The sequence below is a fragment of the Caulobacter sp. P1_B12_2 genome, from assembly GCF_056406675.1.
In genome coordinates this window covers 1-21,611 of sequence record NZ_JBFTZS010000020.1, presented here as the reverse complement: position 1 = coordinate 21,611, position 21,611 = coordinate 1, and the positions used below count along the sequence as shown (strand labels likewise).

The following is a 21,611-nucleotide window of genomic DNA, read 5'->3' as shown; positions in this document are numbered from 1 at the left end:
GCCCAGGGCCTGGGCGACCACCAGCGGGGCCACCTCATGCGGCGTGGAGGGCTCGGCGTCACCGAAGAAAGGCGGCCGGAACAGCCGCATCGAGCGCCCGGTGATCACCTCGAACAGGCGCTGTGTGGCGTTCAGCTCGACATCGGTCTGGGTGACCGGGATCTCCCCGATATTGGGGTGGGTCCATGTGTGGCTGCCGACGTCGTGGCCCTCGGCGACCTCGCGCTTCACCAGGTCGGGCCGAGTCTGCATGTTCTCGCCGATCACGAAGAAGGTGGCCGGGGCGTTCTTGGCCTTGAGGATGTCGAGGATCTTCGGCGTCCAGCGCGCGTCGGGGCCATCGTCGAAGGTCAGGGCCACCAGTCCCGGCTTCTGGCCGTAGCGCTGGATCACGTAGGAACTGGGCAGGACGTCGTAGGTCTGGTCGGCGATCAGGCCGGTGTCCGGATCGAACTCCAAGCTTCGCTTGCCGGGCGTGGGCAGATTGGCGACCCGCAGCACCTCGCCGCCGCCGTCGAAATCGACGCTCGTACCGCCGGGGATGCTGGCCAGGCCGGCGGCCGAGGCCTGGCCGTACGGCTTGCCCAGCACGCTCCAGACCCCCGGATCCTCCATGCCCATCCGCCAAAGGCCATAGCCGCGCGGCTTCCAGGCATCGGTGACCTTGACCTGGTTGAACAGGGTGGCGGCGTCCAGGAACCAGACCTCGTGGCTGTCGCCGCTGTCGTCGACATAGTCGTAGGTCGGGTTCAGGGCGTCGTCGTCCATGTCGATGGTCGCGCCGGCGTCCTGGGCGTTGCGCATGGCTTCGTGGAAGGTGACCGGGGCGCCCGAGGCGGCCTTGCCGGCCTTGTTCAGGGTCCAGTCGTAGCCATAGGCGCCCAGAGCCATGATCGTGCGGCTGGGATCCAGCTTGGCGAAGCGCTTGGCCAGTTCGCTCTCGTACCAGTCCTGGCCGGTGTTGGGTCCTGGATCGCCGCCGCCGTAGTGCTGATCGTAGGCCATCAGGACCAGGGTGTCGGAGGCGTCCTGCAGCGGTTTGAGCGGCCAGCCCTGCCCGTCGAATGGCGCGGTCACCCAGACCTCGCGACCCTGCGGCTTGAGCACCGCCCGCGCCTCGGCCAGCAGCTTGGGATAGTTCGCCAGGCCCTTGGGAGACAGGTTCTCCAGGTCGAAGACATAGCCGCCGTAGCCGCGCTTGACCGCCAGGTCGGCCAGGCCCGCGATCAGCCTGGCCCGCGCCTTTGGATCCGCCAGCAGGGCGTCGGCCAGGGGTCCGTTGAACGCGGCGTTGGCCGAGTTGTGGACCAGGGGCAGCACGGCCGGGTGGTTGGCCGCGGCGGCGATCCGGGCCACGCCCTGCGGGTCGTCGTCGACGACGATGTCGCCGTCGGAGCCGCGCAGCGCCACCCACTGCGGCGAGACCACGTCCAGCTTGTCGATGTTGCGGCGCAGGGACTCGCGGGAGTCCTCGTCCCAGCTGACATAGAAGCCGACGCTGATCGGCCGGGTCTGGGCTGCGCCCGCGCCTTGAGCGGCGGTCGGTCGCGGCACCTTGCGCCAGTCGAGGTTCGGCTTCAGCCGGTGCGCCGTCTCCTTGTGCAGGGACGACAGGACGTGCGGGTCTTTCAGCGTAACGATCGGCAGGCGGGGGGCGAAGGCCAGGGTGGCCAGGAAGGCCGCGACGATGGCCGCCAGGGCCGACAGGGTGATCCCCAGGATCAGCCGCATCCTCCGGTCCCGCCGTCCGGTGGGGTCGTGGAAGATATGCCGGTCGTCGCCCATCATCGCAGTCCCGCGTTGGTCAACGGGCTCTTGTAACCTGAACGTGTCGGAACGGTGGCGTTTCTTCGGGTGCGCCTATTCGACCCAGTCCTTGGCCAACCGCCGCGAGGCCAGGAAGAACAGCAGGGCCGCGACCAGGTAGAAGCCCATGCCGGTATAGATCGACCAGCGCAGGGATTCCGCCCCGAACGTCGGCTTCAGCAGGTCCGAGATCAGGCCGAAATAGTAGGTGCCGACCGCGATCCCAAGCAGGTTGTTGATCAGCAGGAACAGGGCCGAGGCCGTGGTCCGCATCGGCGCCGGCGCCAAGTGCTGCACGGCCGCCGTGATCGGTCCCAGCCAGGCCAGGTTCAGGCCGGTGGGGATCAGGAAGATCGCGAAGGCCAGGGCCAGCGACGCCTGGCCGCCCAAGCCGCCCACCAACGACCCGCTGTTCATCGCCAGCAGGAAGCAGGGCACCGAGATCAGGAAGGCGATGGCCGGGGTCAGCGGATAGCCGGCCTTGGACTTGGCGCCCAGCCGGTCGGCCACCGCTCCGCCCAGCCAGATGCCCATCAGCCCGCCGAAGAAGGCGATGCCGGAATAGTACCAGGCGGTCTCGCGCAGGGTCAGGCCCAGGCTGCGCATGAAGAACGACGGCAGCCACAGGGCCACGCCGTAGCCGCAGACCGACGACGAGGCCGCCCCGAACGACAGCAGCCAGAAGCTGGGCTTGGCCGCCAGCACGCGGACCACCTCGCGCAGCGGCGCGGCGGGGGCCTGGACGGTGGTGGTGTCGCCGATCGCCATGTCGGCCCCGCCCCGGCGCGGGTCGCGGACGATCAGGCGGAAGACCGGGGCCAGGGCCACGCCGATCACGCCGACGACGATGAAGGCCGTCCGCCAGCCGAAATGCACGGCCAGAAGGCCGCCCACCAGGGTGCCGGCCGCCGTGCCCAGCGGGATGCCGAAGGCGTAGGCCGCCAGGGCGCGGGCCCGCTGATGCTTGGGAAAATAGTCGGCCAGCATCGAATAGGCCGGGGCCACCCCGCCCGCCTCGCCGATGCCCACGCCCATGCGGGCCAGGAACAGCGCCGAGAACCCACCGGCGAAGCCGCACAGGGCGGTGAAGCCGCTCCACAGGGTCAGAGCCGTGGTCATGATCCACACCCGGCTGAAGCGGTCGGCCAGCCAGGCGATCGGGATGGCCAGGGTGGTGTAGAGCAGGGCGAAGGCCAGGCCGCTCATCAGGCCGAACTGGCCGTCGGTCAGGCCGAACTCTTCCTTGATGGGCTTGGCCAGGATGCCGAGGATCTGCCGGTCCAGGAAGTTGAGCGTGTAGACCAGGATCAGCATGGCCAGCACGACGTAGCGATAGCGCGCGCCGGGAGCCGGAGTGGTGGTGGTCTTTGCGTTGCTCATCGGGTTCCCGCCGCGAATCGTATCGTGGAGTGGACAAAGAAACGGCGACGGCTCGTTGCAGCAAGCCGTCGCCGGTCAGTCGAGGATCGGGAAGGTCTAGAACTTGACCTCGAGCGAGGCCGAGTAGGTGCGCGGCGGGCCGTAGAAGCCGATCACCGAGTTGTTGTAGGTCGGGACGCCGAAGTTGTAGCCGCCGGTGCGATAGCGCTCGTCGGTCAGGTTCTTGCCGGCCACCGAGATCCGGTAGCGGCCGCTCTCGGGCGCCCAGCTGGCGGTCATGTCGACCAGGGTGAAGGCCTTCTGGTCCAGCAGCGGCAGGGGTTGTTCGAACTGCTGATAGTGGTCGCGATAGCTGACCATCGGCGTGATCGTCAGCTCGCCGCCGGCCACGCTGCCGCGCCACGTCAGGCTGACATTGCCCGTCCATTCCGGCGTGTTCTGGAAGCCGTAGAGGTCGGCCACGTTGACGATCTGACCACCGGCCGGGATCGTCTGGGACGGATTGACGGGGTTGGGCGCGCCGGCCGGCACGAAGCGGCTGAACCGGTCGTACTTGGCGTGGATGTAGCCCAGGGCCACCGTGCCCGAGAAGTGCTGGTCGAACACCGCCTTGGCTTCGAATTCCGCGCCGTACAGCGTGGAGGCGCCGGCGTTGTCGACCGAGCTGGCGATGCCCGAAGGCACGACCACCTGGGTGGTGACCTGCTGGTCCTTGTACTTCGAAAGGAAGGCCGCCGAGGCGAACGACAGCCGGCGGTCGAACAGATTGCCCTTCAGGCCCAGTTCGTAGGCGTCGACCGTTTCAGGATTGTAGCCGTTGACGGTCTGCGGGGTCAGGAAGGCGTCGCCGCGCATGTCCCAGCCGCCCGACTTGTAGCCCTTCGAATAGGAGACGTAGGTGTTCAGCTCGTCGGTCAGTTCGTACGAGGCCGACAGGCGCGGGGTGAATTCCGAGAAGGTCTTCTCGGCGCTGTAGTCGGTGCGCACCTGGAGGATCGGCCGGGGCGTGCCGCCCTGGAAGGGCGAGCGGGTGGCGCCGAGATAGAAGTAGCGGAAGGTGCTGCTGCGCTTGTGGTCGCGGGTGCCGCGGGCCCCCACCGAGATCTTGAACCGGTCGGTGAGATTGGCGCTGACGTCGAAGAACGCCGCGAAGCTCTGGGTGCTGACCTTGCCGCCGTCGGCGATCGAGACGCCGAGGTTGCCGGCGATGGTGTCGAACTCGCCCGAGGCCTGGCTGTTCATATAGTAGAGGCCGAACACGCCCTGGATGGTTTCGTCCGAATAGACCGCCTGCAGCTCCTGCGAGAACGAGCGGTCGTCATAGGTGGCCGGCACGTCCAGGGTCGGCAGCGGCGTGCCGTCGAAGTCGATCAGGGTCTGGGTGTGACCCTTGCGGCTGGCGGTGATCGACTTGAAGGTCAGGCTGTCGCTGGCGTGATATTCGCCGGTCAGGGCCACGCCCTCAGTCTCGACCGAGTTGTCGTTCCCCAGGCCCGCCTGGGTGTCGTAGACGCCCAGCACCTGATAGCCGCCGACCAGGGCCGGCAGTTCGCGGTGACCGTGGCGGGGGTTGGAGTCGTCCTGCACCTTGTCGTAGGCCAGGCGGAAGAACAGGTCGTCGGTGGGCTTGTACTCGGCGCTCAGCCGGATGGCCTGGACGTCCTTGTTGTAGTGCTCGGCGCCCGTGGTCAGGTTCTCGSCGTAGCCGTCACGCTTGTAGAGGGCGTAGGCGCCGCCCACCGACAGGCCGCCRCCGACGGGGGTGTGGCCCTCGACCAGCAGGTCGGTCTGGTTATAGCTGCCATAGGTGCCGCGAACCTTGCCGCCGGCTTCGTCGCCCAGCTTATTGGTCACGTACTTGATCGCGCCGCCGATGGTGTTGCGGCCATACAGCGTGCCTTGCGGGCCGCGCAGCACTTCGATCCGCGAGACGTCGAACACGTCCAGCACCGCGCCTTGGGGCCGGTAGATGTAGACGTCGTCGACATAGAGGCCGACGCCCGGCTCGTATCCCCACAGCGGGTCCTGCTGGCCGATGCCGCGGATGTAGGAGATCAGGGTCGAGTTCGAGCCGCGCGCGGTTTGCACCGTGATGTTCGGCGTCGTCTGCGACAGGGTGGTGATGTCGTTGGCGGCCTGGCGCGCCAGGGTCTCGGCGCTGAAGGCCGAGACGGCGACCGGCACGTCCTTGAGGGTTTCCTCGCGCCGGCGGGCGGTGACGACCAGTTCCTCGACCGTGGCGGTGTTGGCGGTCGGCGCGGCCTCCTGGGCGACGGCGGTCACGGTGGTCACCGACCAGGCGGCGCCCGCCATCAAGGCGAGCTTCAGCATCGTCTTCATTTGGGTTTCCCCTCCCCTATCGTTCCGTCCCGTGCCGAGCTGCCCCGTTCAACGGACGCATTTCCCGGCTTTCGCGAATTCATTGGCCCGCGAATTGGAGAACACTGTCACCTAGACCGAGGCTTTGCGCCAGCCTTTTTTCATCATCTGATGAAATGCGAACGCGCGGCCGGGCAAGCGTTTGGGAAGGTTACGGAATCAGCCCCGCGGCGCGCGAGCGATCACCGCTTCGAAGCCGGCGGCGCAGTAGGCGAACAGTCGCGCCCGCACCGCCGGGAGGTCGCTGGAATGGCACAGCCCCTCGGACAGGGAATCGATGCGGCCGGTCTCCGACAGGGCCAGCATCATCGACCCGGTCAGGAACTGATAGCTCCAATAGAGGTCGCGATCCTCCGCGTCCGGACGAACGACCTTCAGGGTGTCGACCAGCCGGTGGACGACGGGGTCGAAGAACCGCGCCATGGTCTCGCCGCCCCAGGCCGGCGTGTTGTTCACCTGGGCCACCAGGGCGAAATAGCTCTTCCAGCCCTGGCCGCCGTCCTGGGAGATGCGCAGCAGCGGCTCGATGAAGGCCTCGATCACGCCTTCGACCGTCATAGTCCCGGGATGGCTCTTCTCGTAGGCGTCCATCGACACGCTGCGGGCGGTGTTGAGAATCTCGGCCCGGCGCAGGAACACCGCGTCGAACAGCTCGCGCTTGGCGCCGAAATAGTAGTGGATCAGGGCGGTGTCGACGCCCGCCTCGGCGGCCACCTGGCGGATGGTGACCCCGTGAAAGCCATGGCGCGCGAACAGCCCCTCGGCGGCGTCGAGGATGGTTTCCTTCAGGTCCCGCCCGGTGGCCTTGGACGGACGGCCCCGCCCCGCCGGCTTGGCGCGGGGAAGGGGTTGGGCGCGAGGGGCTCGAACTTGCGACGTCATGCTCTGTGGTCCGCGCATTGCTTGACCGTTCGTAGGCCTCCTGGCGCGGACCTGGCAAGCGCGGCGCGTTCCGACCCTCTAGCCGAACACGATCTGCCACATCAGCCGGCCGGGCAGGAACGCGAAGGCGCCGGCGATCAGCAGCCCGCCGACAAACAGGCCCGTCATCGTGCGGCCGTGCAGGCGGACATTGTGCTTGCGGGCGGCGAACACCCCCATGGGCAGGGCGATCAGGGTCCAGCCGGCGAACAGGTGCAGGAAGCTGAAGCTTCCGGCGTTGGCGCGGTGGATGAACAGCGACGATATGGCCGCCGTGGCCATCGCCAAGACCCAGATCCAGCCCAGGGTGCGATGGACGGTGTTGCCCTTCAGGCCCAGCATCAGGGCGATCCCGACGGCCAGGGCGGTGCTGACCGCGGCCACATGGATCTGGATCTGGATCGGCGCGACCGCCAGCAAGCCGAGGTGCGGCGCGTGCAACTTGCCGCTCATGTGCAGGAACCCGCCGAGCACGGCCGTCGGACCTCGGCCCTGGGCGGCGCCGACCGCCAGGATCAGGCCCACGGTGACGGCCAGGCCGATAAGCACCATGCGCAGAAAGCGGGCTGGACCGATTGACAGGGTGGCGTCGGACATCTTGTTTCTCCCGAGGCGATCGCGCCGTGCTAGGGCGATCAGGGTCGGATCCGGCTTAGGATCGACGACGACAGGGGTCATCCGAAGGTGCGTGAGACAGCGTCGGCAGTTCGTGAACGGCGGGCCGGCGCCATTGGCGAAGCGCCAGCGACCACCCTCCTGCGCAGTTTTGTCCGCCCGCTCGTCGTCGCCGTCGTCGCCGGGGCCTTCCTGGCGCTGATCGGCGCGCTGGGCACCTTCGACATGCCGCTGGGCCCGCGCCTGGCCTATTGGATCGGGTTGTCGGCCCTGGGCGCGGTGCTGGGCACGACGGTGGCCCTGACCGTCACCCGCCTGTGGCCGGATCTGGACTCGACTTGGTGGCGGGCGCTGGTGATCGTGGCGGTGCTGACCCCGCTGTTCACGGTGCTGGTCTRGATCGCCGGCGGCCGCTCACCGCTCAGCCCGCGCGTCGTGGCGACCTATTTCGGCGTCACCCTGGTGATGACCAGCGGCATGACCGCCCTGATGACCCTGGCCACGCGACGTCCGGTCGAGACTCACGCCGCGCCGCCCGAGGCGCCGCCGCCGCGCTTCCTGGACCGCTTGCCCCCGCGCCTGCGCGGCGGCGAGATCTACGCGGTCGAGGCCGAGGATCACTATCTTCGCCTGCACACCTCCAAGGGCCAGGACCTGATCCTGCTGCGGCTGTCGGACGCGGTGGCTGAGCTGGAGGGCATCGAGGGCGCCCAGACCCACCGCTCATGGTGGGTGGCCAAGGCGGCGGTGCGCGACGCCAAGCGCGGCGACGGCCGCGCCACCCTGACCCTGGCCAACGGCGTCGAGGCCCCGGTCAGCCGCGCCTACGCCCGGACGCTGCGCGAAGCCGGCTGGTACTAGCGGCGTTCAAAGAAAAAGGCCTCCCGGTGCGCACCGGAAGGCCTTCCTTCATCTGATCGTCGAGGGGACGCCGATCAGAATTCTTCCCACGCATCGGCCTTGACCGCGGTCGCCGCGCCGCCGGAGCGGCCGGGGCGGACGAAGGTCGCGGCCCGGGCTTGAGCCGGGCGGGCGGCGGGGGCGCGCTTAGCGGGAGCCGCCGCAGCTGCATCGCCGACCTGGAAGCGGTCGACCAGGGCCGCCAGTTGGTTGGCTTCGTTCTTCAGCGAGTGGCTGGCCGCCGTCGCCTCTTCGACCATGGCGGCGTTCTGCTGAACGACCTGGTCCATCTGGTTCACGGCGTTGTTGACCTCCTGGAGGCCCGTCGACTGCTCGACGGCCGAGGCGGCGATTTCGGTGACCAGCTCGTCGATCGAGGCCACCTGGGTGACGATGCGCTGCAGGGCCTCGCCGGTCTGGCCGACCAGATCCACGCCGGCCCCGACCTGCTGGGTGGAGGTCGAGATCAGCGTCTTGATCTCCCGGGCCGCTTCGGCCGAGYGCTGGGCGAGAGCCCGCACTTCCTGGGCGACGACCGCGAAGCCGCGGCCCGCGTCACCCGCACGGGCGGCTTCGACGCCGGCGTTCAGGGCCAGCAGGTTGGTCTGGAAAGCGATCTCGTCGATCACCCCGATGATCTGGCTGACCTGGGCCGACGAGGTTTCGATCTCGGTCATGGCCTGGACCGCCTGGCTGACGATCCGGCCCGACTTCTCGGCGTCGGTGCGGGCGGTGGCGACCACCGAGGAGGCCTCCTTGGCGCCGGACGCGGTCTTGCGGACCGTGGCGGTGATCTCGTCGAGGGCGGCGGCGGTTTCCTCCAGGCTGGCGGCCTGCTGCTCGGTGCGGCGCGCCAGGCTGTCGGAGGCGTCGGCGATCTCGTCCGAGCCGCTGCGAACGCCTTGGGTGGAGACGATGATGGCCCCCATGGCGTCGCGCAGCTTGTCGACCGCGAGGTTGAAGTCCTCGCGCAGCTGGCGGTAGCGGCCGGTGAACTCGGCGTCGATGCGGCAGGTCAGGTCGCCCTGGGCCAGACGCGCCAGGTTCGAGGCCAGCTCATCGACCACCGCGCTCTGCTCGGCGGCGACCACGCGGCGTTCGTCGTCGTTGGCCGCGCGCTCGCTCTCGGTGGCCACGCGGGTCTGTTCGGCGGCGGCCTCCAGGCGGATCTTGGCCAGGGCGGCCTCCTTGAAGGTGGCCACGGCGGCCGCCATCTCGCCGATCTCGTCCTTGCGGCCGGTGGCCGGGATGCCGACGCCGTTGTCGCCGGAGGCCAGGCGGCGCATGGCCGCCGTCATGGCCGACACCGGCGCGGCGATGACGCCCGACAGCAGCAGACCGCCGCCCAGGGCCATGGCGATGGTGACGCCGATCCCGATCAGCAGGGTCAGGCGCGCTTCCAGCGACGACTTCTTCTGGGCGGCCGCTTCGGTGGCGACGACGGCCTCGGCGTCCTTGACGATCGCCTCGATGGCGTCCTCGACCACGGAGACGGCCTGGTCGGCGACGCCGTCGTGCTTGACCAGATCCACGCCCTGTTGGTGGGTGGCCGGATCGCGGCCAAAGGCCTCGCCCGGTTCGATGGCCAGCTTGCGGTAATTGGCGTAGGCGGCGTCGACGGCGGCGATCTTGGCCAGTTGGGCCTCATCGCCGGCGGCCAGGGTCCGCAGCTCGTCCACGGCGGCCAGGAACTTGGGCTTGTGGGCCTCTTCCAGCCGTTTGACGTAGTATTCGTCGGCCGAGAGCAGGAAGCCCCGCAGCGAGTTTTCCTGACGGGTCAGACGGAAGGCGGCGGTGTCGGCGGCGCGCAGCGCCTGATGGGCGCGCTCGGTGCGTTGGACCGACCCCTCGAACTCCGTCTGGTTGACGAACAGGGCCAGACCCATGATCGCGATGGTGGCGAGCATCACCGCGAAAACCGCCAACAGTTTATGCGGAATTTTCAGGTCGCCGAAGTTCATGGGCCGCGCTCCGATTGAGATCGCGACGCAGACTTCAGGGACCACGGGTCGTTAAGCTGCAGCCAGAAGCACGCGTCGTAGAACCAACCAGTGCGGGTGGCAGGGTTTCCACGACATTAACTGTACTGTGGCGCAACGTCGCACCGGTGGAATCTATTCCTCAACGATAACAACGTTGTGTGAAAAACTCCCATCCAAGATTGTATTGCATAAGGGGGGCGATGCCTTCCCTTACGGAACCCAACCTCAAGTAGCGCGCCTTGCCACGCTAAAAAATTCTTGTCCGACGCGCCGCGTCAGTGCGCCTCGTCCCAGTTGGCGGCGGCCCGGGCCTCGACCGTCAGCGGCACCGAGATGGCCACGGCCGGTTCGGCGGCGCCCTGCATGATCTCGCGGGCGACATCGATCGTGGCCTGAGCCTCGGCCTCAGGCGCCTCGAAGACCAGTTCATCGTGCACCTGCAGCAGCATGCGGCTCAAGAGCCCCGCCGCCTTCAGCGCCCCCGGCATGCGGATCATGGCCCGGCGCATGACGTCGGCCGCCGCGCCCTGGATCGGGGCGTTGATCGCCGCCCGCTCGGCGAACTGCCGGTGGGCCACCGACTTGCCGCCGATGTCGGGGATGTTGATCTTCCGGCCGAAGATGGTGCTGACGTAGCCGTGCTCGCGCACGAAGGCTTTCGTCGCCTCCATATAGGCCTGGATGCCCGGGAATCGCTCGAAATAGGTCTTGATATAGGCCCCAGCCTCGCCCTGCGGGATCGACAGCTGGTTGGCCAGACCGAAGGCGCTGATGCCGTAGACGATGCCGAAATTGATGGCCTTGGCCCGGCGGCGGACCTCGCTGGGCATGCCCTCGATCGGCACGTTGAACATCTCCGACGCGGTCATGGCGTGGATGTCCAGGCCGTCCTGGAAGGCCTTCTTCAGTTGGGGAATGTCGCCGATGTGGGCCAGCAGGCGCAGTTCGATCTGGCTGTAGTCGGCGCTGATCAGCACCTTGCCCGGCGCGGCCACGAAGGCCTTGCGGATCTTGCGGCCTTCCTCGGTGCGGATCGGGATGTTCTGCAGGTTGGGGTCGGACGACGACAGACGGCCGGTCGTGGTCGAGGCCAGGGCGTAGGAGGTGTGCACCCGGTTGCCGCCGCCCGGCGCGATGGCCGCGATCAGGTTCTCGGTATAGGTGCCCTTCAGCTTGGACAGCTGGCGCCAGTCCAGCAGCACGCGCGGCAGCTCGTGCTCGTTGGCCAGGGCCTCAAGCACGTCGCTGTCGGTCGACCATTGGCCGGTGGCGGTCTTCTTGCCGCCCTTCAGCGCCATCTCGCCGAACAGCACGTCGCCGATCTGCTTGGGGCTGCCCAGGTTGAACGGGCGGCCGACCAGTTCCTGGGCCTTGGCCTCGAACTGCGCCATGCGCATCGAGAACTCGTTGGACAGCCGCCGCAGGGTGTCGGGATCGACGCGGATGCCGTCGTTCTCCATCGCCGCCAGCACGGTCGGCAGCGGGCGCTCCAGGGTCTCGTAGACCGTCAGCAGACCCTCGGCGGCCAGGCGGGGCTTGAGCACATTGTAGAGCCGCAGGGTGACGTCGGCGTCCTCGGCGGCATAGGCCGTGGCCTCGGCCAGGCCCACATGCTTGAAGCTGATCTGGCCCTTCCCCGAGCCGGCCACCTGCTTGAACGGAATGGGCTTGTGGCCCAGCCACAGCTCCGACAGCTCGTCCATGCCGTGGCCGTGAAGTCCCGCCTCCAGCACGTAGCTGATCAGCATGGTGTCCTCGATCGGCGACACGTCGATGCCGTGACGGGCCAGGACGGCGATGTCGTACTTGGCGTTCTGGGCGATCTTCAGCACCGCCGGATCTTCCAGCAGCGGCTTCAGGGCGGCCAGCGCGTCGGCTTCGGGGATCTGGACCAGGTCCGCCGCGGCCTCCAGGGCCAGGCYGTCCTTCTCGCAGTGGCCGAACGGGATGTAGCAGGCCTCGCCGGGCGAAATCGCCAGCGACACGCCGCACAGGGCGGCGGTGGCTGAAGACAGGGCGTCGGTCTCGGTGTCGAAGGCGACGATCCCCCTGGCCGTGGCCTTGGCGACCCAGGCGTTGAGGGTCTCCAGATCCTGGATGCGGACATAGGCGGCGTGATCGACGCTGGCCGGTTCGGCGACCGGATTGGCCGCAGCCCGGGCGGCGGCGCCCATGTAGGAGACACCCAGAACCGGCGCGGTCGGCGTTGCGGCGGGACGGTCCAAGGTGCGCGGCGCGGCCGAGGCGTTGCCGTCGCCCACTCGGCGGGCCAGGGAGCGGAACTCCATCAGCTCCAGGAAGTCGGCCAGCACCTGCTTGTCGGGCTCGCGCACGACCAGGTCGTCGATCGGCTCTGGCAGGGGCGTGTCGCAGTCCAGCTTGACCAGCTGGCGCGACAGACGGATCTGGTCGGCGAATTCGATCAGGGTCTCGCGGCGCTTGGGTTGCTTGATCTCGCCGGCCCGCTCCAACAGCGTGTCGAGGTCGCCGTATTCGGTGATCAGCTGGGCGGCGGTCTTGATGCCGATGCCGGGGGCGCCGGGCACGTTGTCGACGCTGTCGCCGCACAGGGCCTGAACGTCGACCACCTTTTCCGGATAGACGCCGAACTTCTCGAACACCTGCTCGCGGTCGATGCGCAGACCCTTCATCGGGTCGAACATCGACACGCCCTCGCCGACCAGCTGCATCAGGTCCTTGTCGGACGAGACGATCACCGCCTCGCCGCCCATGTCGCGCACCTTGCAGGCATAGGCGGCGATCAGGTCGTCGGCCTCGTAGCCGGGCAGCTCGATGGCGGGCACGCCGAAGGCCCGCGTCGCCTCGCGCACCAGCGGGAACTGCGGGATCAGGTCCTCGGGCGGCGGCGGCCGGTGCGCCTTGTACTTGTCGTAGAGGGTGTTGCGGAACGTCTTTTCCGAATGGTCCCAGATCACCGCCAGGTGGGTGRGCGCGTCGCCCTGCATGTCGCGCATCAGCTTCCACAGCATGTTGCAGAAGCCCTGGACCGCCCCCACCGGCAGGCCGTCGCTCTTGCGGGTCAGCGGCGGCAGGGCGTGGTAGGCGCGGAACAGATAGGCCGAGCCGTCCACCAGGAACAGCCGCACGGCGGGGCCGTCCTGGGTCAGGGGACGGTCTGCTTCCGGAGCAGCGGCGGAATCGGGCGCGAGGGTGTCGGTCATGGCCGGAAGATAGGCGGTCGCGAGCGAGGCGGAAACACCTCAGACGCCGGCTTCAGCCCAACCGGGCGTTCAGGTTGGGCAGGTCCTTGCCGAAGGCCGCGTAGCCGGTGGTGTCGCCGTCCGCCAGAAAGGCCCTAGTGCCCGACAGCATCGCGCCATAGGCCGCATTGAACGGGCCGGTGGCCGAGCTTAGCCGGCGCACGCCCAGTTGCGCCAGGCGCTCGGCCGTTGGCATGCCTGGGCGACCCATGACGTTGAGCGGCAAGGCGATCCCGGCGGCCAGCTGCGCCAGAAGGTCCTCCTCGATCGGCAGGGGCACGAAGATCCCGCTCGCCCCCGCGTCGGCATAGAGGGCCGCCCGGCGCAGGGCTTCGGCCAAAGCCGCCTCGCCCTCGGCCAGCTTGGCCAGGTAGACATCGGTGCGGGCGTTGATGAACAGGTCGACCCCAGCCTGGCCGGCKGCGGCGCGGGCGGTCTCGATCTTGCGGGCGTGAAGCGTCGGATCGCGGCGGCCGTCCTCGAAATTGATCCCGACGGCGCCCGCGCCCACCACCGCCTTGATGGTTTCGGCCAGGGTCGGCAGGTCGTCGGTGTACCCGCCCTCGAGATCGGCGGTGACCGGAACCGACACCACCCGGGCGATGCCGGCGACGGTGTCGATGACGGCCGCGACCGGAACCTTGTCCCCGTCGGCGTAGCCTCGCGCCCAGGCCACCGCGGCGCTGGAGGTGGCGACGGCCTTGGCGCCGGCGTCCTCCATCAGGGCGGCGCTGGCCGCGTCCCAGGCGTTGGGAAGGAGCAGCACGTCCGGACCGGCGTGCAGGGCGTGGAACTGGTCGGCGGTCGTGGTCATGACGGCGGCTCCGGGATCTGGCGAACGGACTATTGGGCAATCCAGCCCTAGTCGTCTCGCGGAAATCGGACCTTGATGACCCGCTGCTGACACCCTTTGGCGGCGATTGCCCACCAGAGCGGCGGTCGCCGAAATGAGGCCGGCGCGTCGTATTGCCGCCTTGGCGAGGTCAATCGCCTCGCCTAGAGGCAGGAAGTTCGCCGAGGTCAAAAAAACGGGAACCTCCCCCTTTCCCGGGCTTTGGTTTGAACGACCCGAAACACAGGAAGACCCTGGCCCATGGTTTCATGGAAGAAGATCCGTGCCGGTGCGGCGCTCGTCGCCGCCACCCTGACCACCGCCGCCGTGCTGGCCGTGGCGCCCGTTCATCACGTCGCGCCCCCTGCAGACATGACGAGCGAGCCGGTCAAGCTGACTCCGCCGCTGATGCCTGCCGAGGCCGGCAAACCCCTTCCCAAAACCATTCTTACCTAGACATCTTCGCAGGCCAAGATTTTGGCCTGACCTAGATTTTGGAGGGCTTTGGGCGCTATGGAGCGCCCATGCCGTTCACCGCCACCGTCCTGACCATGTTCCCCGAGGCCTTTCCCGGCCCGCTCGGCGTCTCGCTGATCGGCACGTCGTGGAAGGAACAGGACCTGTGGCGATTGGAAACACTGGACATTCGGGGGTTTTCCAAGGATAAGCGCGGCTTCCTCGACGACACCCCCGCGGGTGGAGGCGTAGGAGCAGTGTTAAAAGCGGACGTCATCGCCGCCGCGCTAGACAGCGTGGAGATCGGTGGGCGGCCGCTTTTGTACATGAGCGCCCGGGGTCGGCCCCTGACCCAGGCGCGCGTCAAGGAATGGGCCAAAGCGCCGGGCGTTATCGTCCTGTGCGGCCGTTTCGAGGGGGTGGACCAGCGGGTGCTCGACGCCCGGGGGTTCGAGGAGGTCTCGGTCGGAGACGCGGTCCTTGCCGGTGGCGAGGCGGCGGCGATGGTCGTGATCGAGGCGTGCGTTCGATTGGCTCCAGGGGTTCTGGGCAATTTCGAGAGCACGCAGGAAGAAAGCTTCGAGGACGGCCTCCTGGAGCATCCGCAGTACACGCGACCGCGGACGTTCGAAGGATTGGATATCCCCGAGGTGCTGCTGTCGGGCGACCACAAGAAGGTGGCCCAGTGGCGGTCCAGTATGCGTGAAGAGACCACCCGCGAGCGGCGGCCCGATCTTTGGGAAGCGCATCTCGCCAATCAACAGGCAAAAGGCGGCCCGAAAACGGGTAAGCCCAAAGGAGACTAGAGTTATGGCTGCTAACATCATCAAGGAACTCGAGCGCGAAGAAGCCCAGCGTCTGCTGTCGGCCCGCGCCATTCCGGACTTCGAGCCGGGCGACACCCTGCGCGTCAACGTCCGCATCAAGGAAGGCGAGCGCGAGCGCGTCCAGGCCTATGAAGGCGTCTGCATCGCCCGTTCGGGCGGCGGCATCCACGAGAGCTTCACCGTCCGCAAGATCTCGTTCGGCGAAGGCGTGGAGCGTCTGTTCCCCCTGCTCTCGCCGAGCATCGAAAGCATCGAAGTCAAGCGTCGCGGCGTCGTCCGTCGCGCCAAGCTGTACTACCTGCGCGACCGTCGCGGTAAGTCGGCCCGGATCGCCGAGCGCCAGACGATCCGCAAGGAAAAGACCGTCATCGCCGAATAGGCCTGACGCTTTTCGCGAAAGATTTGAGGCCCTGGCGGAAACGCCGGGGCCTTTTTCTTTGTGGGCAAGGGCGTTCATGGCCAAGCTTGCGTGCGGGCGCACGGACTTGACAGAACATTGGTTTTGTTGGTTATATTAACCACCCCCACCGCTTTGCGACGGGCTTTCAGACCGCTCCTTTGCAAGGTGCGGCCGGCTTCAAGGATCTCAGGTCACGAAGCCAAAAAACGACACGAGGGCGCGCCACGACAGCGCGCCCTCTTTCGTTTCCGGACCACGCTCGCCGCCGCCCTCGGGCCGCCAGATGCGAATTCATGGCAAGAAACATGCGCCATAACGCCTCAACTCTGCCCTGACGGGGCAGGATTGATCTTCCTTCCGGCTGACAGCCGTCGATTTTGAGCGCTTGGGTGCTTTACGCGCCCGCCCTCAAGGCCTAGATGCGCGGGTATCATGACCTCCGCACCAAAGACCCTTTACGATAAGATCTGGGACGCCCACGTCGTCAGCCAACAGGACGGCGAAGCGATCCTCTATATCGACCTGCACCTCATCCACGAGGTGACCACCCCGCAGGCCTTCGCCGGGCTTCGCGCGGCCGGCCGCAAGGTGCGCCGGCCCGACCGCACGCTCGCCGTCGCCGACCACAACATTCCGACCGAGGGCCAGGCCCTGGGCGTCGACGCCGTGGCCGACGACGAAGCCAAGCTGCAGCTCAAGACCCTGGCCCGCAACGTGGCGGACAACGGCATCGAATTCTTCCCGATGGGCGACATCCGCAACGGGATCGTCCACGTGGTCGGTCCCGAGCAGGGCCGCACCCAGCCGGGCATGACCATCGTCTGMGGCGACAGCCACACCTCGACCCACGGCGCCTTCGGGGCCCTGGCCCACGGCATCGGCACGTCAGAGGTCGAGCACGTCCTGGCCACCCAGACCCTGCGCCAGGAGAAGGCCAAGAACCTGCTGGTTCGCGTTGACGGCCAGCTGGGACCCGGCGTCACCGCCAAGGACGTTGCCCTGGCCGTGATCGGCGAGATCGGCACGGCCGGCGGCACCGGCTATGTCATCGAATTTGCCGGACCCGTGGTGCGCGACCTGTCGATGGAAGGCCGCATGACCCTGTGCAACCTGACCATCGAGGGCGGCGCCAAGGCCGGCCTGGTCGCGCCGGACAACAAGACCTTCGCCTATATCCTGGGCAAACCCTCTGCGCCGAAGGGCGCCGCGTGGGACATGGCCCTGTCGTACTGGAAGAGCTTCGTCAGCGACGCGGACGCCTATTTCGACCGCACCGTGGTGATCGACGGCTCGGCCCTGGTCCCGATGGTCACCTGGGGCACCTCGCCCGAGGACGTGATCCCGGTGACCGGAAACGTGCCCGACCCGGAAAGCTTCGCCACGCCCGACAAGCGCGCCGCCGCCCACCGGGCGCTGGACTATATGGGCCTGACCGCCGGCCAGCCGATCAGCGAAGCCCGCATCGACCGCGTCTTCATCGGCTCGTGCACCAACAGCCGGATCGAGGACATGCGCGCCGCCGCCGCCGTGGTCCAGGAAGCCTTCCTGCACGGCCGCCTGGTGGCCCCGCACGTCAAGGCCATGGTCGTGCCGGGCTCGGGCCTGGTGAAGGAACAGGCGGAAGACGAAGGCCTGGACGCCATCTTCAAGGCCGCCGGCTTCGACTGGCGCGAGCCGGGCTGCTCGATGTGCCTGGCCATGAACCCCGACAAGCTGCAGCCGCAAGAGCGCTGCGCCTCGACCAGCAACCGCAACTTCGAAGGTCGCCAGGGCCGCGCCGGCCGCACCCACCTGGTCTCGCCCGCCATGGCGGCGGCGGCGGCGATCGCTGGCCACCTGGTCGATGTGCGCACCTTCCTGGAGGAGACCGTCTGATGCAGGCCTTCACCCGCCTCGACGGCCGCGCGGCGCCGCTGTCGCTGGCCAATATCGACACCGACCAGATCATCCCCAAGCAGTTCCTCAAGACCGTCGAGCGCGAGGGCCTAGCCAAGGGCCTGTTCTACGATTTCCGTTTCGACGGCGACGGGAACGAAATCGCCGACTTCGTGCTCAACAGGCCGGAGTACAAGGGCTCGTCCGTGCTGATCGCCGGTGACAACTTCGGCTGCGGATCGTCGCGCGAGCACGCCCCCTGGGCGCTGATGGACTTCGGGATCCTGTGCGTGATCTCGACCAGCTTCGCCGACATCTTCAACAACAACTGCTTCAACAACGGCCTGCTGCCGGTGGTGCTGAAGCCCGAGGAAGTCGCTCAGCTGATGGACGAGGCCAAGGGCGGCAACCACATGGTCAGCATCGACCTGGCCGAGCAGACGGTGATCTCGCCCTCGGGCAAGAGCTTCCACTTCGACATCGATCCCGTGCGCAAGGACAAGATGCTCAGGGGCCTGGACTTCATCGGCGAGACGCTGATGCACGGCGCCGACATCGACGTCTATGAGAGCAAGCGGGCGCTGGACCGACCGTGGTTGGAAGCTTGAGCGCCTTGCGTCCTTCGAGGCCCGCTACGCGGGCGCCTCAGGATGAGGAGCGTTTTGCTGCTTCCCTCATCCTGAGGTGCGAGGCGCAGCCAAGCCTCGAAGGACGCACAGCCTCGCCTCATCGGGACACACACCCATGACCCTCATCCTCGCCGGCACGATCCGCGTCGCGCCCGAGCGCCTGGCCGACCTGCGACCGCACCTGCGGGCCCAGGTCGAGGGCAGCCGGGGCGAGCCGGGCTGCCTGGACTACGCGCTCAGCGAGGACCCGCTCGATCCCGGCCTGATCCGGGTCTACGAGCATTTCGTCGACGAAGACGCCCTGGCCTTCCACCGCGCCAGCCCGCACATGGCCGCCTGGCGTGCGTGCTTCCCCGAACTGGGCGTTCACGACCGCCGCATGTCGTCGTTCGACGTCTCCGACTACCGCGAAATCTGAAGAGAGCTCTCCGATGTCCACGCTTCTGCTCCTGCCCGGCGACGGGATCGGCCCCGAGGTCTGCGCCCAGGTTCGCCGCGTGGCCGCCGTCCTCGTTCCCGACCTGAACATCGAGGAGCGGATCTATGGCGGCGCCAGCTATGACGCCCACGGAACGCCCCTGACCGACGAGGTCCGCGACGCGGCCCTGGCCAGCGACGCGGTGCTGATGGGCGCGGTCGGCGGCCCGCAATGGGCGAACGCCCCGCGCCACCTGCGCCCGGAAGCCGGCCTGCTGAACCTGCGCAAGGCCATGGACGTCTACGCCAACCTGCGCCCGGCCTATTGCTTCGAAGCCCTGGCCGACGCCTCCAGCCTCAAGCGCGAGCTGGTCTCGGGCCTGGACATCATGTTCGTCCGTGAACTGACGGGCGGCGTCTATTTCGGCCAGCCGCGCGGCATCGAGGATCTCGGCAACGGCCAGAAGCGCGGCGTCGACACCCAGGTCTACACCACCGCCGAAATCGAGCGCGTGTCGCGCGTGGCCTTCGAGCTGGCCCGCGGCCGCGGCAACCGCGTGGCCTCGGCCGAGAAGTCGAACGTCATGGAAAGCGGCCTGCTGTGGAAACAGGTGGTCACCGACCTGCACGCCCGCGACTACGCCGACGTCCAGCTGGAGCACATCCTGGCCGACAACTGCGCCATGCAGCTGGTCCGCGCGCCCAAGCAGTTCGACGTCATCGTCACCGACAACCTGTTCGGCGACATCCTGTCGGACGCCGCCGCCATGCTGACCGGCTCGCTGGGCATGCTGCCCTCGGCGGCCCTCGGCGCGGCGGGCAAGCCGGGCCTGTACGAGCCCATCCACGGCTCGGCCCCCGACATCGCCGGCAAGGGCGTGGCCAATCCGCTGGCCGCCATCCTGTCGTTCGAGATGGCCCTGCGCTGGTCGCTGAACCGCGCCGACGCCGCCGACATCTTGCTGGCGGCAGTCAAGACCGCCCTGGACAAGGGCGCCCGCACCCGTGATCTCGGCGGCGATTTGAGTACTGTTCAGATGGGCGACGCAGTACTGTCACAATTATAGCATTGAAATAACAGCGATATTTACGGGTTACGCAACGTAACCTTAATCGTTGTCACCGAAACCCTGCTCGTGGACTGAAACAGTTGCGGGCAGGCGGCGATGCGATTTCAAGATTTGAAGATTTCGACCAAGCTCGGGCTGGCGTTCGGCGCCTTGATCCTGGCCTTCGTGATCTCCTCAGGCGCTGTCTTCACCAGCCTTCAGCGCATCGAAGACGCCTCGACCTCCAGCCAACGCAGCCTGACGCTCTCCGCCAAGGCCGAAGAGCTGATGACCCTGGTTCTCGAACAGCAGAACGCGCTGCGCGGCTACGCCCTGATGGGCGATCCCAAGTTCCTCGACGACTATCACACCCGAGGCGGAGACTTCGACAAGGCGCTGGACGCCTTCGAGGCCAAGACCACGGTCGCCGCCCAGAAGGAACGCATCCAGCGTCTGCGCGCGGCGATGATCGCGTGGCGGACCGAAATCGCCGAACCGACCCTCGCCGCCATGAACGACCCTGTCGCCGGCAAGGCCCAGGCCGCCGAGTTGACGGGAAAGCACAGCCTCAAGACGATCCGCGGCGTCCAGGGTGAACTCGTCGACGCCGCCGCCGAACGCGTGGCCGTCCGCACCAAGGAGCAAAAGGGCGCCCAGGACCTGGCGACCACCTCGTTGGCCCTCGGCGGCGTGGCCGCCCTGATCATCGCTGGCCTGATGGGCTGGTTGCTGACCGCGACCATCGGCGCGCCGGTGTCGCTGATGACCGCCGTCATGCGTCGCCTGGCCTCGGGTGACAACAGCGTCGAGGTGCCGGCCGTCGGCCGCAAGGACGAAGTCGGCCAGATGGCCGACGCCGTGCTGAGCTTCAAGGACGCCGCCATCGCCAAGCAACGCCTCGAAGGCGAGACCGTCGAGCAGCGCCGCCAGACCGAGGCCGAGCGCGCCCAGCGCGAAGCCGAGAAGGCCGCCGAGGCCCAGGCCGACGCCGTGGCCGTCGGGGCCCTGGGCCAGGCCCTGGATCACCTGGCCAACGGCGACCTGACCCACCGCATCACCCTCGACTTCGCCGCCAAGACCCAACAGCTGAAGACCGACTTCAACGTCGCCGCCGACCGCCTGCAGGACGCGATGCGCGGCATCAACAACGCCACGGGCGGCATCCGCTCGGGCTCGGACGAGATCGCCTCGGCCTCCGACGATCTGTCGCGCCGCACCGAGCAGCAGGCCGCCTCGCTGGAGGAAACCGCCGCCGCYCTGGACGAGATCACCGCCACGGTCCGCAAGACCGCGACCGGCGCCAACGAGGTCTCCAGCCTGGTGGCCACTGCCCGCACCGGCGCCGAGAAGTCGGGCCAGATCGTCGCCCAGGCGGTCAGCGCCATGACCGAGATCGAGGCGTCCTCGCAACAGGTCAGCCAGATCATCGGCGTCATCGACGAGATCGCCTTCCAGACCAACTTGCTGGCCCTGAACGCCGGCGTCGAAGCCGCGCGGGCGGGCGACGCCGGCCGCGGCTTCGCGGTCGTCGCCCAGGAAGTGCGAGCGCTCGCCCMGCGCTCGGCCGACGCGGCCAAGGAGATCAAGGGCCTGATCGCCACCTCGACCCAGCAGGTCGGCGCGGGCGTCAGCCTGGTCGGCCAGACGGGCGAGGCCCTGCGCGCCATCGTCGCCCAGGTCGCCTCGATCGACAGTCTGGTCAAGGAGATCGCCTCCTCGGCCCAGGAGCAGTCGACCGGCCTACATCAGGTCAATGTGGCGGTGAACCAGATGGACCAGGTGGTTCAGCAAAACGCCGCCATGGTCGAGGAAGCCACCGCCGCAACCCACTCGCTGAAGGGCGAGGCCGGCGAGCTGGCCACCCTGGTCGGCCGCTTCAAGGTCGGCGGCGCGGCGGCCGCCCCGGTCGCCAAGGCCCCCGC

At 68.0% G+C, this 21,611-nt stretch carries 17 protein-coding genes; 9 read left to right on the top strand and 8 right to left on the bottom strand.

Annotated elements, in window-relative coordinates; genetic code table 11:
* The 5 genes from AC1DZ6_RS02485 to AC1DZ6_RS02465 form a co-directional block, all read right to left on the bottom strand.
* The coding region (locus tag AC1DZ6_RS02485) for a polysaccharide deacetylase family protein (protein ID WP_477095610.1) at positions 1 to 1,731 on the bottom strand (1,731 nt) is incomplete at its 3' end.
* A gap of 129 nt (positions 1,732 to 1,860) precedes the next feature.
* Positions 1,861 to 3,186: a spinster family MFS transporter gene (locus AC1DZ6_RS02480; protein ID WP_477095609.1), complete on the bottom strand. Its 1,326-nt coding sequence runs from the start codon at positions 3,184 to 3,186 to the stop codon at positions 1,861 to 1,863.
* A 96-nt stretch (positions 3,187 to 3,282) separates the two neighbouring features.
* Positions 3,283 to 5,526, bottom strand: coding sequence for a TonB-dependent receptor (locus AC1DZ6_RS02475; RefSeq protein WP_477095608.1), 2,244 nt, complete (start codon positions 5,524 to 5,526; stop codon positions 3,283 to 3,285).
* Positions 5,527 to 5,724: 198 nt separating this feature from the next.
* Positions 5,725 to 6,447 carry a TetR family transcriptional regulator gene (locus AC1DZ6_RS02470; protein WP_477095607.1) on the bottom strand — a complete coding sequence of 241 codons (723 nt, stop codon included), beginning with the start codon at positions 6,445 to 6,447 and terminating at the stop codon, positions 5,725 to 5,727.
* 78 nt (positions 6,448 to 6,525) lie between these two features.
* A complete protein-coding gene (locus AC1DZ6_RS02465) occupies positions 6,526 to 7,083 on the bottom strand; it encodes a DUF2306 domain-containing protein (protein ID WP_477095606.1) in 558 nt (185 codons plus the stop codon).
* Positions 7,084 to 7,170: 87 nt separating this feature from the next.
* Between AC1DZ6_RS02465 and AC1DZ6_RS02460 the strand changes: the two genes are divergently transcribed.
* Positions 7,171 to 7,962 (top strand): LytTR family DNA-binding domain-containing protein, encoded by a 792-nt coding sequence (locus AC1DZ6_RS02460; RefSeq protein ID WP_477095605.1) that lies wholly within the window; start codon positions 7,171 to 7,173, stop codon positions 7,960 to 7,962.
* A 74-nt stretch (positions 7,963 to 8,036) separates the two neighbouring features.
* Here the strand turns inward: AC1DZ6_RS02460 and AC1DZ6_RS02455 are convergent, their stop codons facing one another.
* The 3 genes from AC1DZ6_RS02455 to AC1DZ6_RS02445 all read right to left on the bottom strand — a co-directional run bounded on the left by AC1DZ6_RS02455 (position 8,037) and on the right by AC1DZ6_RS02445 (position 14,018).
* The gene (locus AC1DZ6_RS02455) at positions 8,037 to 9,962 is read right to left on the bottom strand and encodes a methyl-accepting chemotaxis protein (RefSeq protein ID WP_477095604.1); all 1,926 of its coding nucleotides are present in this window, start codon (positions 9,960 to 9,962) and stop codon (positions 8,037 to 8,039) included.
* 296 nt (positions 9,963 to 10,258) lie between these two features.
* On the bottom strand, positions 10,259 to 13,165 hold the full coding sequence (gene polA, locus AC1DZ6_RS02450) for a DNA polymerase I (RefSeq protein ID WP_477095603.1): 2,907 nt from the start codon (positions 13,163 to 13,165) through the stop codon (positions 10,259 to 10,261).
* Between the two features lie 52 nt (positions 13,166 to 13,217).
* Positions 13,218 to 14,018, bottom strand: a complete 801-nt coding sequence (locus AC1DZ6_RS02445) for an isocitrate lyase/PEP mutase family protein (RefSeq protein WP_477095602.1) — start codon at positions 14,016 to 14,018, stop codon at positions 13,218 to 13,220.
* Between the two features lie 279 nt (positions 14,019 to 14,297).
* Between AC1DZ6_RS02445 and AC1DZ6_RS02440 the strand changes: the two genes are divergently transcribed.
* The 8 genes from AC1DZ6_RS02440 to AC1DZ6_RS02405 form a co-directional block, all read left to right on the top strand.
* Complete coding sequence (locus AC1DZ6_RS02440; protein ID WP_477095601.1) at positions 14,298 to 14,492, top strand: hypothetical protein; 195 nt, start codon at positions 14,298 to 14,300, stop codon at positions 14,490 to 14,492.
* Positions 14,493 to 14,560: 68 nt separating this feature from the next.
* Positions 14,561 to 15,298 (top strand): tRNA (guanosine(37)-N1)-methyltransferase TrmD, encoded by a 738-nt coding sequence (gene trmD / locus AC1DZ6_RS02435; RefSeq protein WP_477095600.1) that lies wholly within the window; start codon positions 14,561 to 14,563, stop codon positions 15,296 to 15,298.
* 4 nt (positions 15,299 to 15,302) lie between these two features.
* On the top strand, positions 15,303 to 15,698 hold the full coding sequence (gene rplS / locus AC1DZ6_RS02430) for a 50S ribosomal protein L19 (protein WP_477095599.1): 396 nt from the start codon (positions 15,303 to 15,305) through the stop codon (positions 15,696 to 15,698).
* A gap of 453 nt (positions 15,699 to 16,151) precedes the next feature.
* Positions 16,152 to 17,594, top strand: coding sequence for a 3-isopropylmalate dehydratase large subunit (leuC, locus tag AC1DZ6_RS02425; RefSeq protein WP_477095598.1), 1,443 nt, complete (start codon positions 16,152 to 16,154; stop codon positions 17,592 to 17,594).
* Complete coding sequence (gene leuD / locus AC1DZ6_RS02420; protein ID WP_477095597.1) at positions 17,594 to 18,202, top strand: 3-isopropylmalate dehydratase small subunit; 609 nt, start codon at positions 17,594 to 17,596, stop codon at positions 18,200 to 18,202. Before leuC ends, leuD begins: the two co-directional genes overlap by 1 nt.
* 136 nt (positions 18,203 to 18,338) lie before the next feature.
* Positions 18,339 to 18,641 carry a putative quinol monooxygenase gene (locus AC1DZ6_RS02415; RefSeq protein WP_477095596.1) on the top strand — a complete coding sequence of 101 codons (303 nt, stop codon included), beginning with the start codon at positions 18,339 to 18,341 and terminating at the stop codon, positions 18,639 to 18,641.
* A 13-nt stretch (positions 18,642 to 18,654) separates the two neighbouring features.
* On the top strand, positions 18,655 to 19,707 hold the full coding sequence (gene leuB / locus AC1DZ6_RS02410) for a 3-isopropylmalate dehydrogenase (protein ID WP_477095595.1): 1,053 nt from the start codon (positions 18,655 to 18,657) through the stop codon (positions 19,705 to 19,707).
* A gap of 99 nt (positions 19,708 to 19,806) precedes the next feature.
* The coding region (locus tag AC1DZ6_RS02405) for a methyl-accepting chemotaxis protein (RefSeq protein WP_477095594.1) at positions 19,807 to 21,611 on the top strand (1,805 nt) is incomplete at its 3' end.

Excerpts from the sequence above, each read along its gene's own strand:
- AC1DZ6_RS02480 (WP_477095609.1), bottom strand. The coding sequence starts at position 3,186 with ATGAGCAACGCAAAGACCACCACCACTCCGGCTCCCGGCGCGCGCTAT.
- AC1DZ6_RS02470 (WP_477095607.1), bottom strand. The coding sequence starts at position 6,447 with ATGACGTCGCAAGTTCGAGCCCCTCGCGCCCAACCCCTTCCCCGCGCC.
- AC1DZ6_RS02465 (WP_477095606.1), bottom strand. The coding sequence starts at position 7,083 with ATGTCCGACGCCACCCTGTCAATCGGTCCAGCCCGCTTTCTGCGCATG.
- AC1DZ6_RS02440 (WP_477095601.1), top strand. The coding sequence starts at position 14,298 with ATGGTTTCATGGAAGAAGATCCGTGCCGGTGCGGCGCTCGTCGCCGCC.
- trmD (WP_477095600.1), top strand. The coding sequence starts at position 14,561 with ATGCCGTTCACCGCCACCGTCCTGACCATGTTCCCCGAGGCCTTTCCC.
- rplS (WP_477095599.1), top strand. The coding sequence starts at position 15,303 with ATGGCTGCTAACATCATCAAGGAACTCGAGCGCGAAGAAGCCCAGCGT.
- leuD (WP_477095597.1), top strand. The coding sequence starts at position 17,594 with ATGCAGGCCTTCACCCGCCTCGACGGCCGCGCGGCGCCGCTGTCGCTG.
- AC1DZ6_RS02415 (WP_477095596.1), top strand. The coding sequence starts at position 18,339 with ATGACCCTCATCCTCGCCGGCACGATCCGCGTCGCGCCCGAGCGCCTG.
- leuB (WP_477095595.1), top strand. The coding sequence starts at position 18,655 with ATGTCCACGCTTCTGCTCCTGCCCGGCGACGGGATCGGCCCCGAGGTC.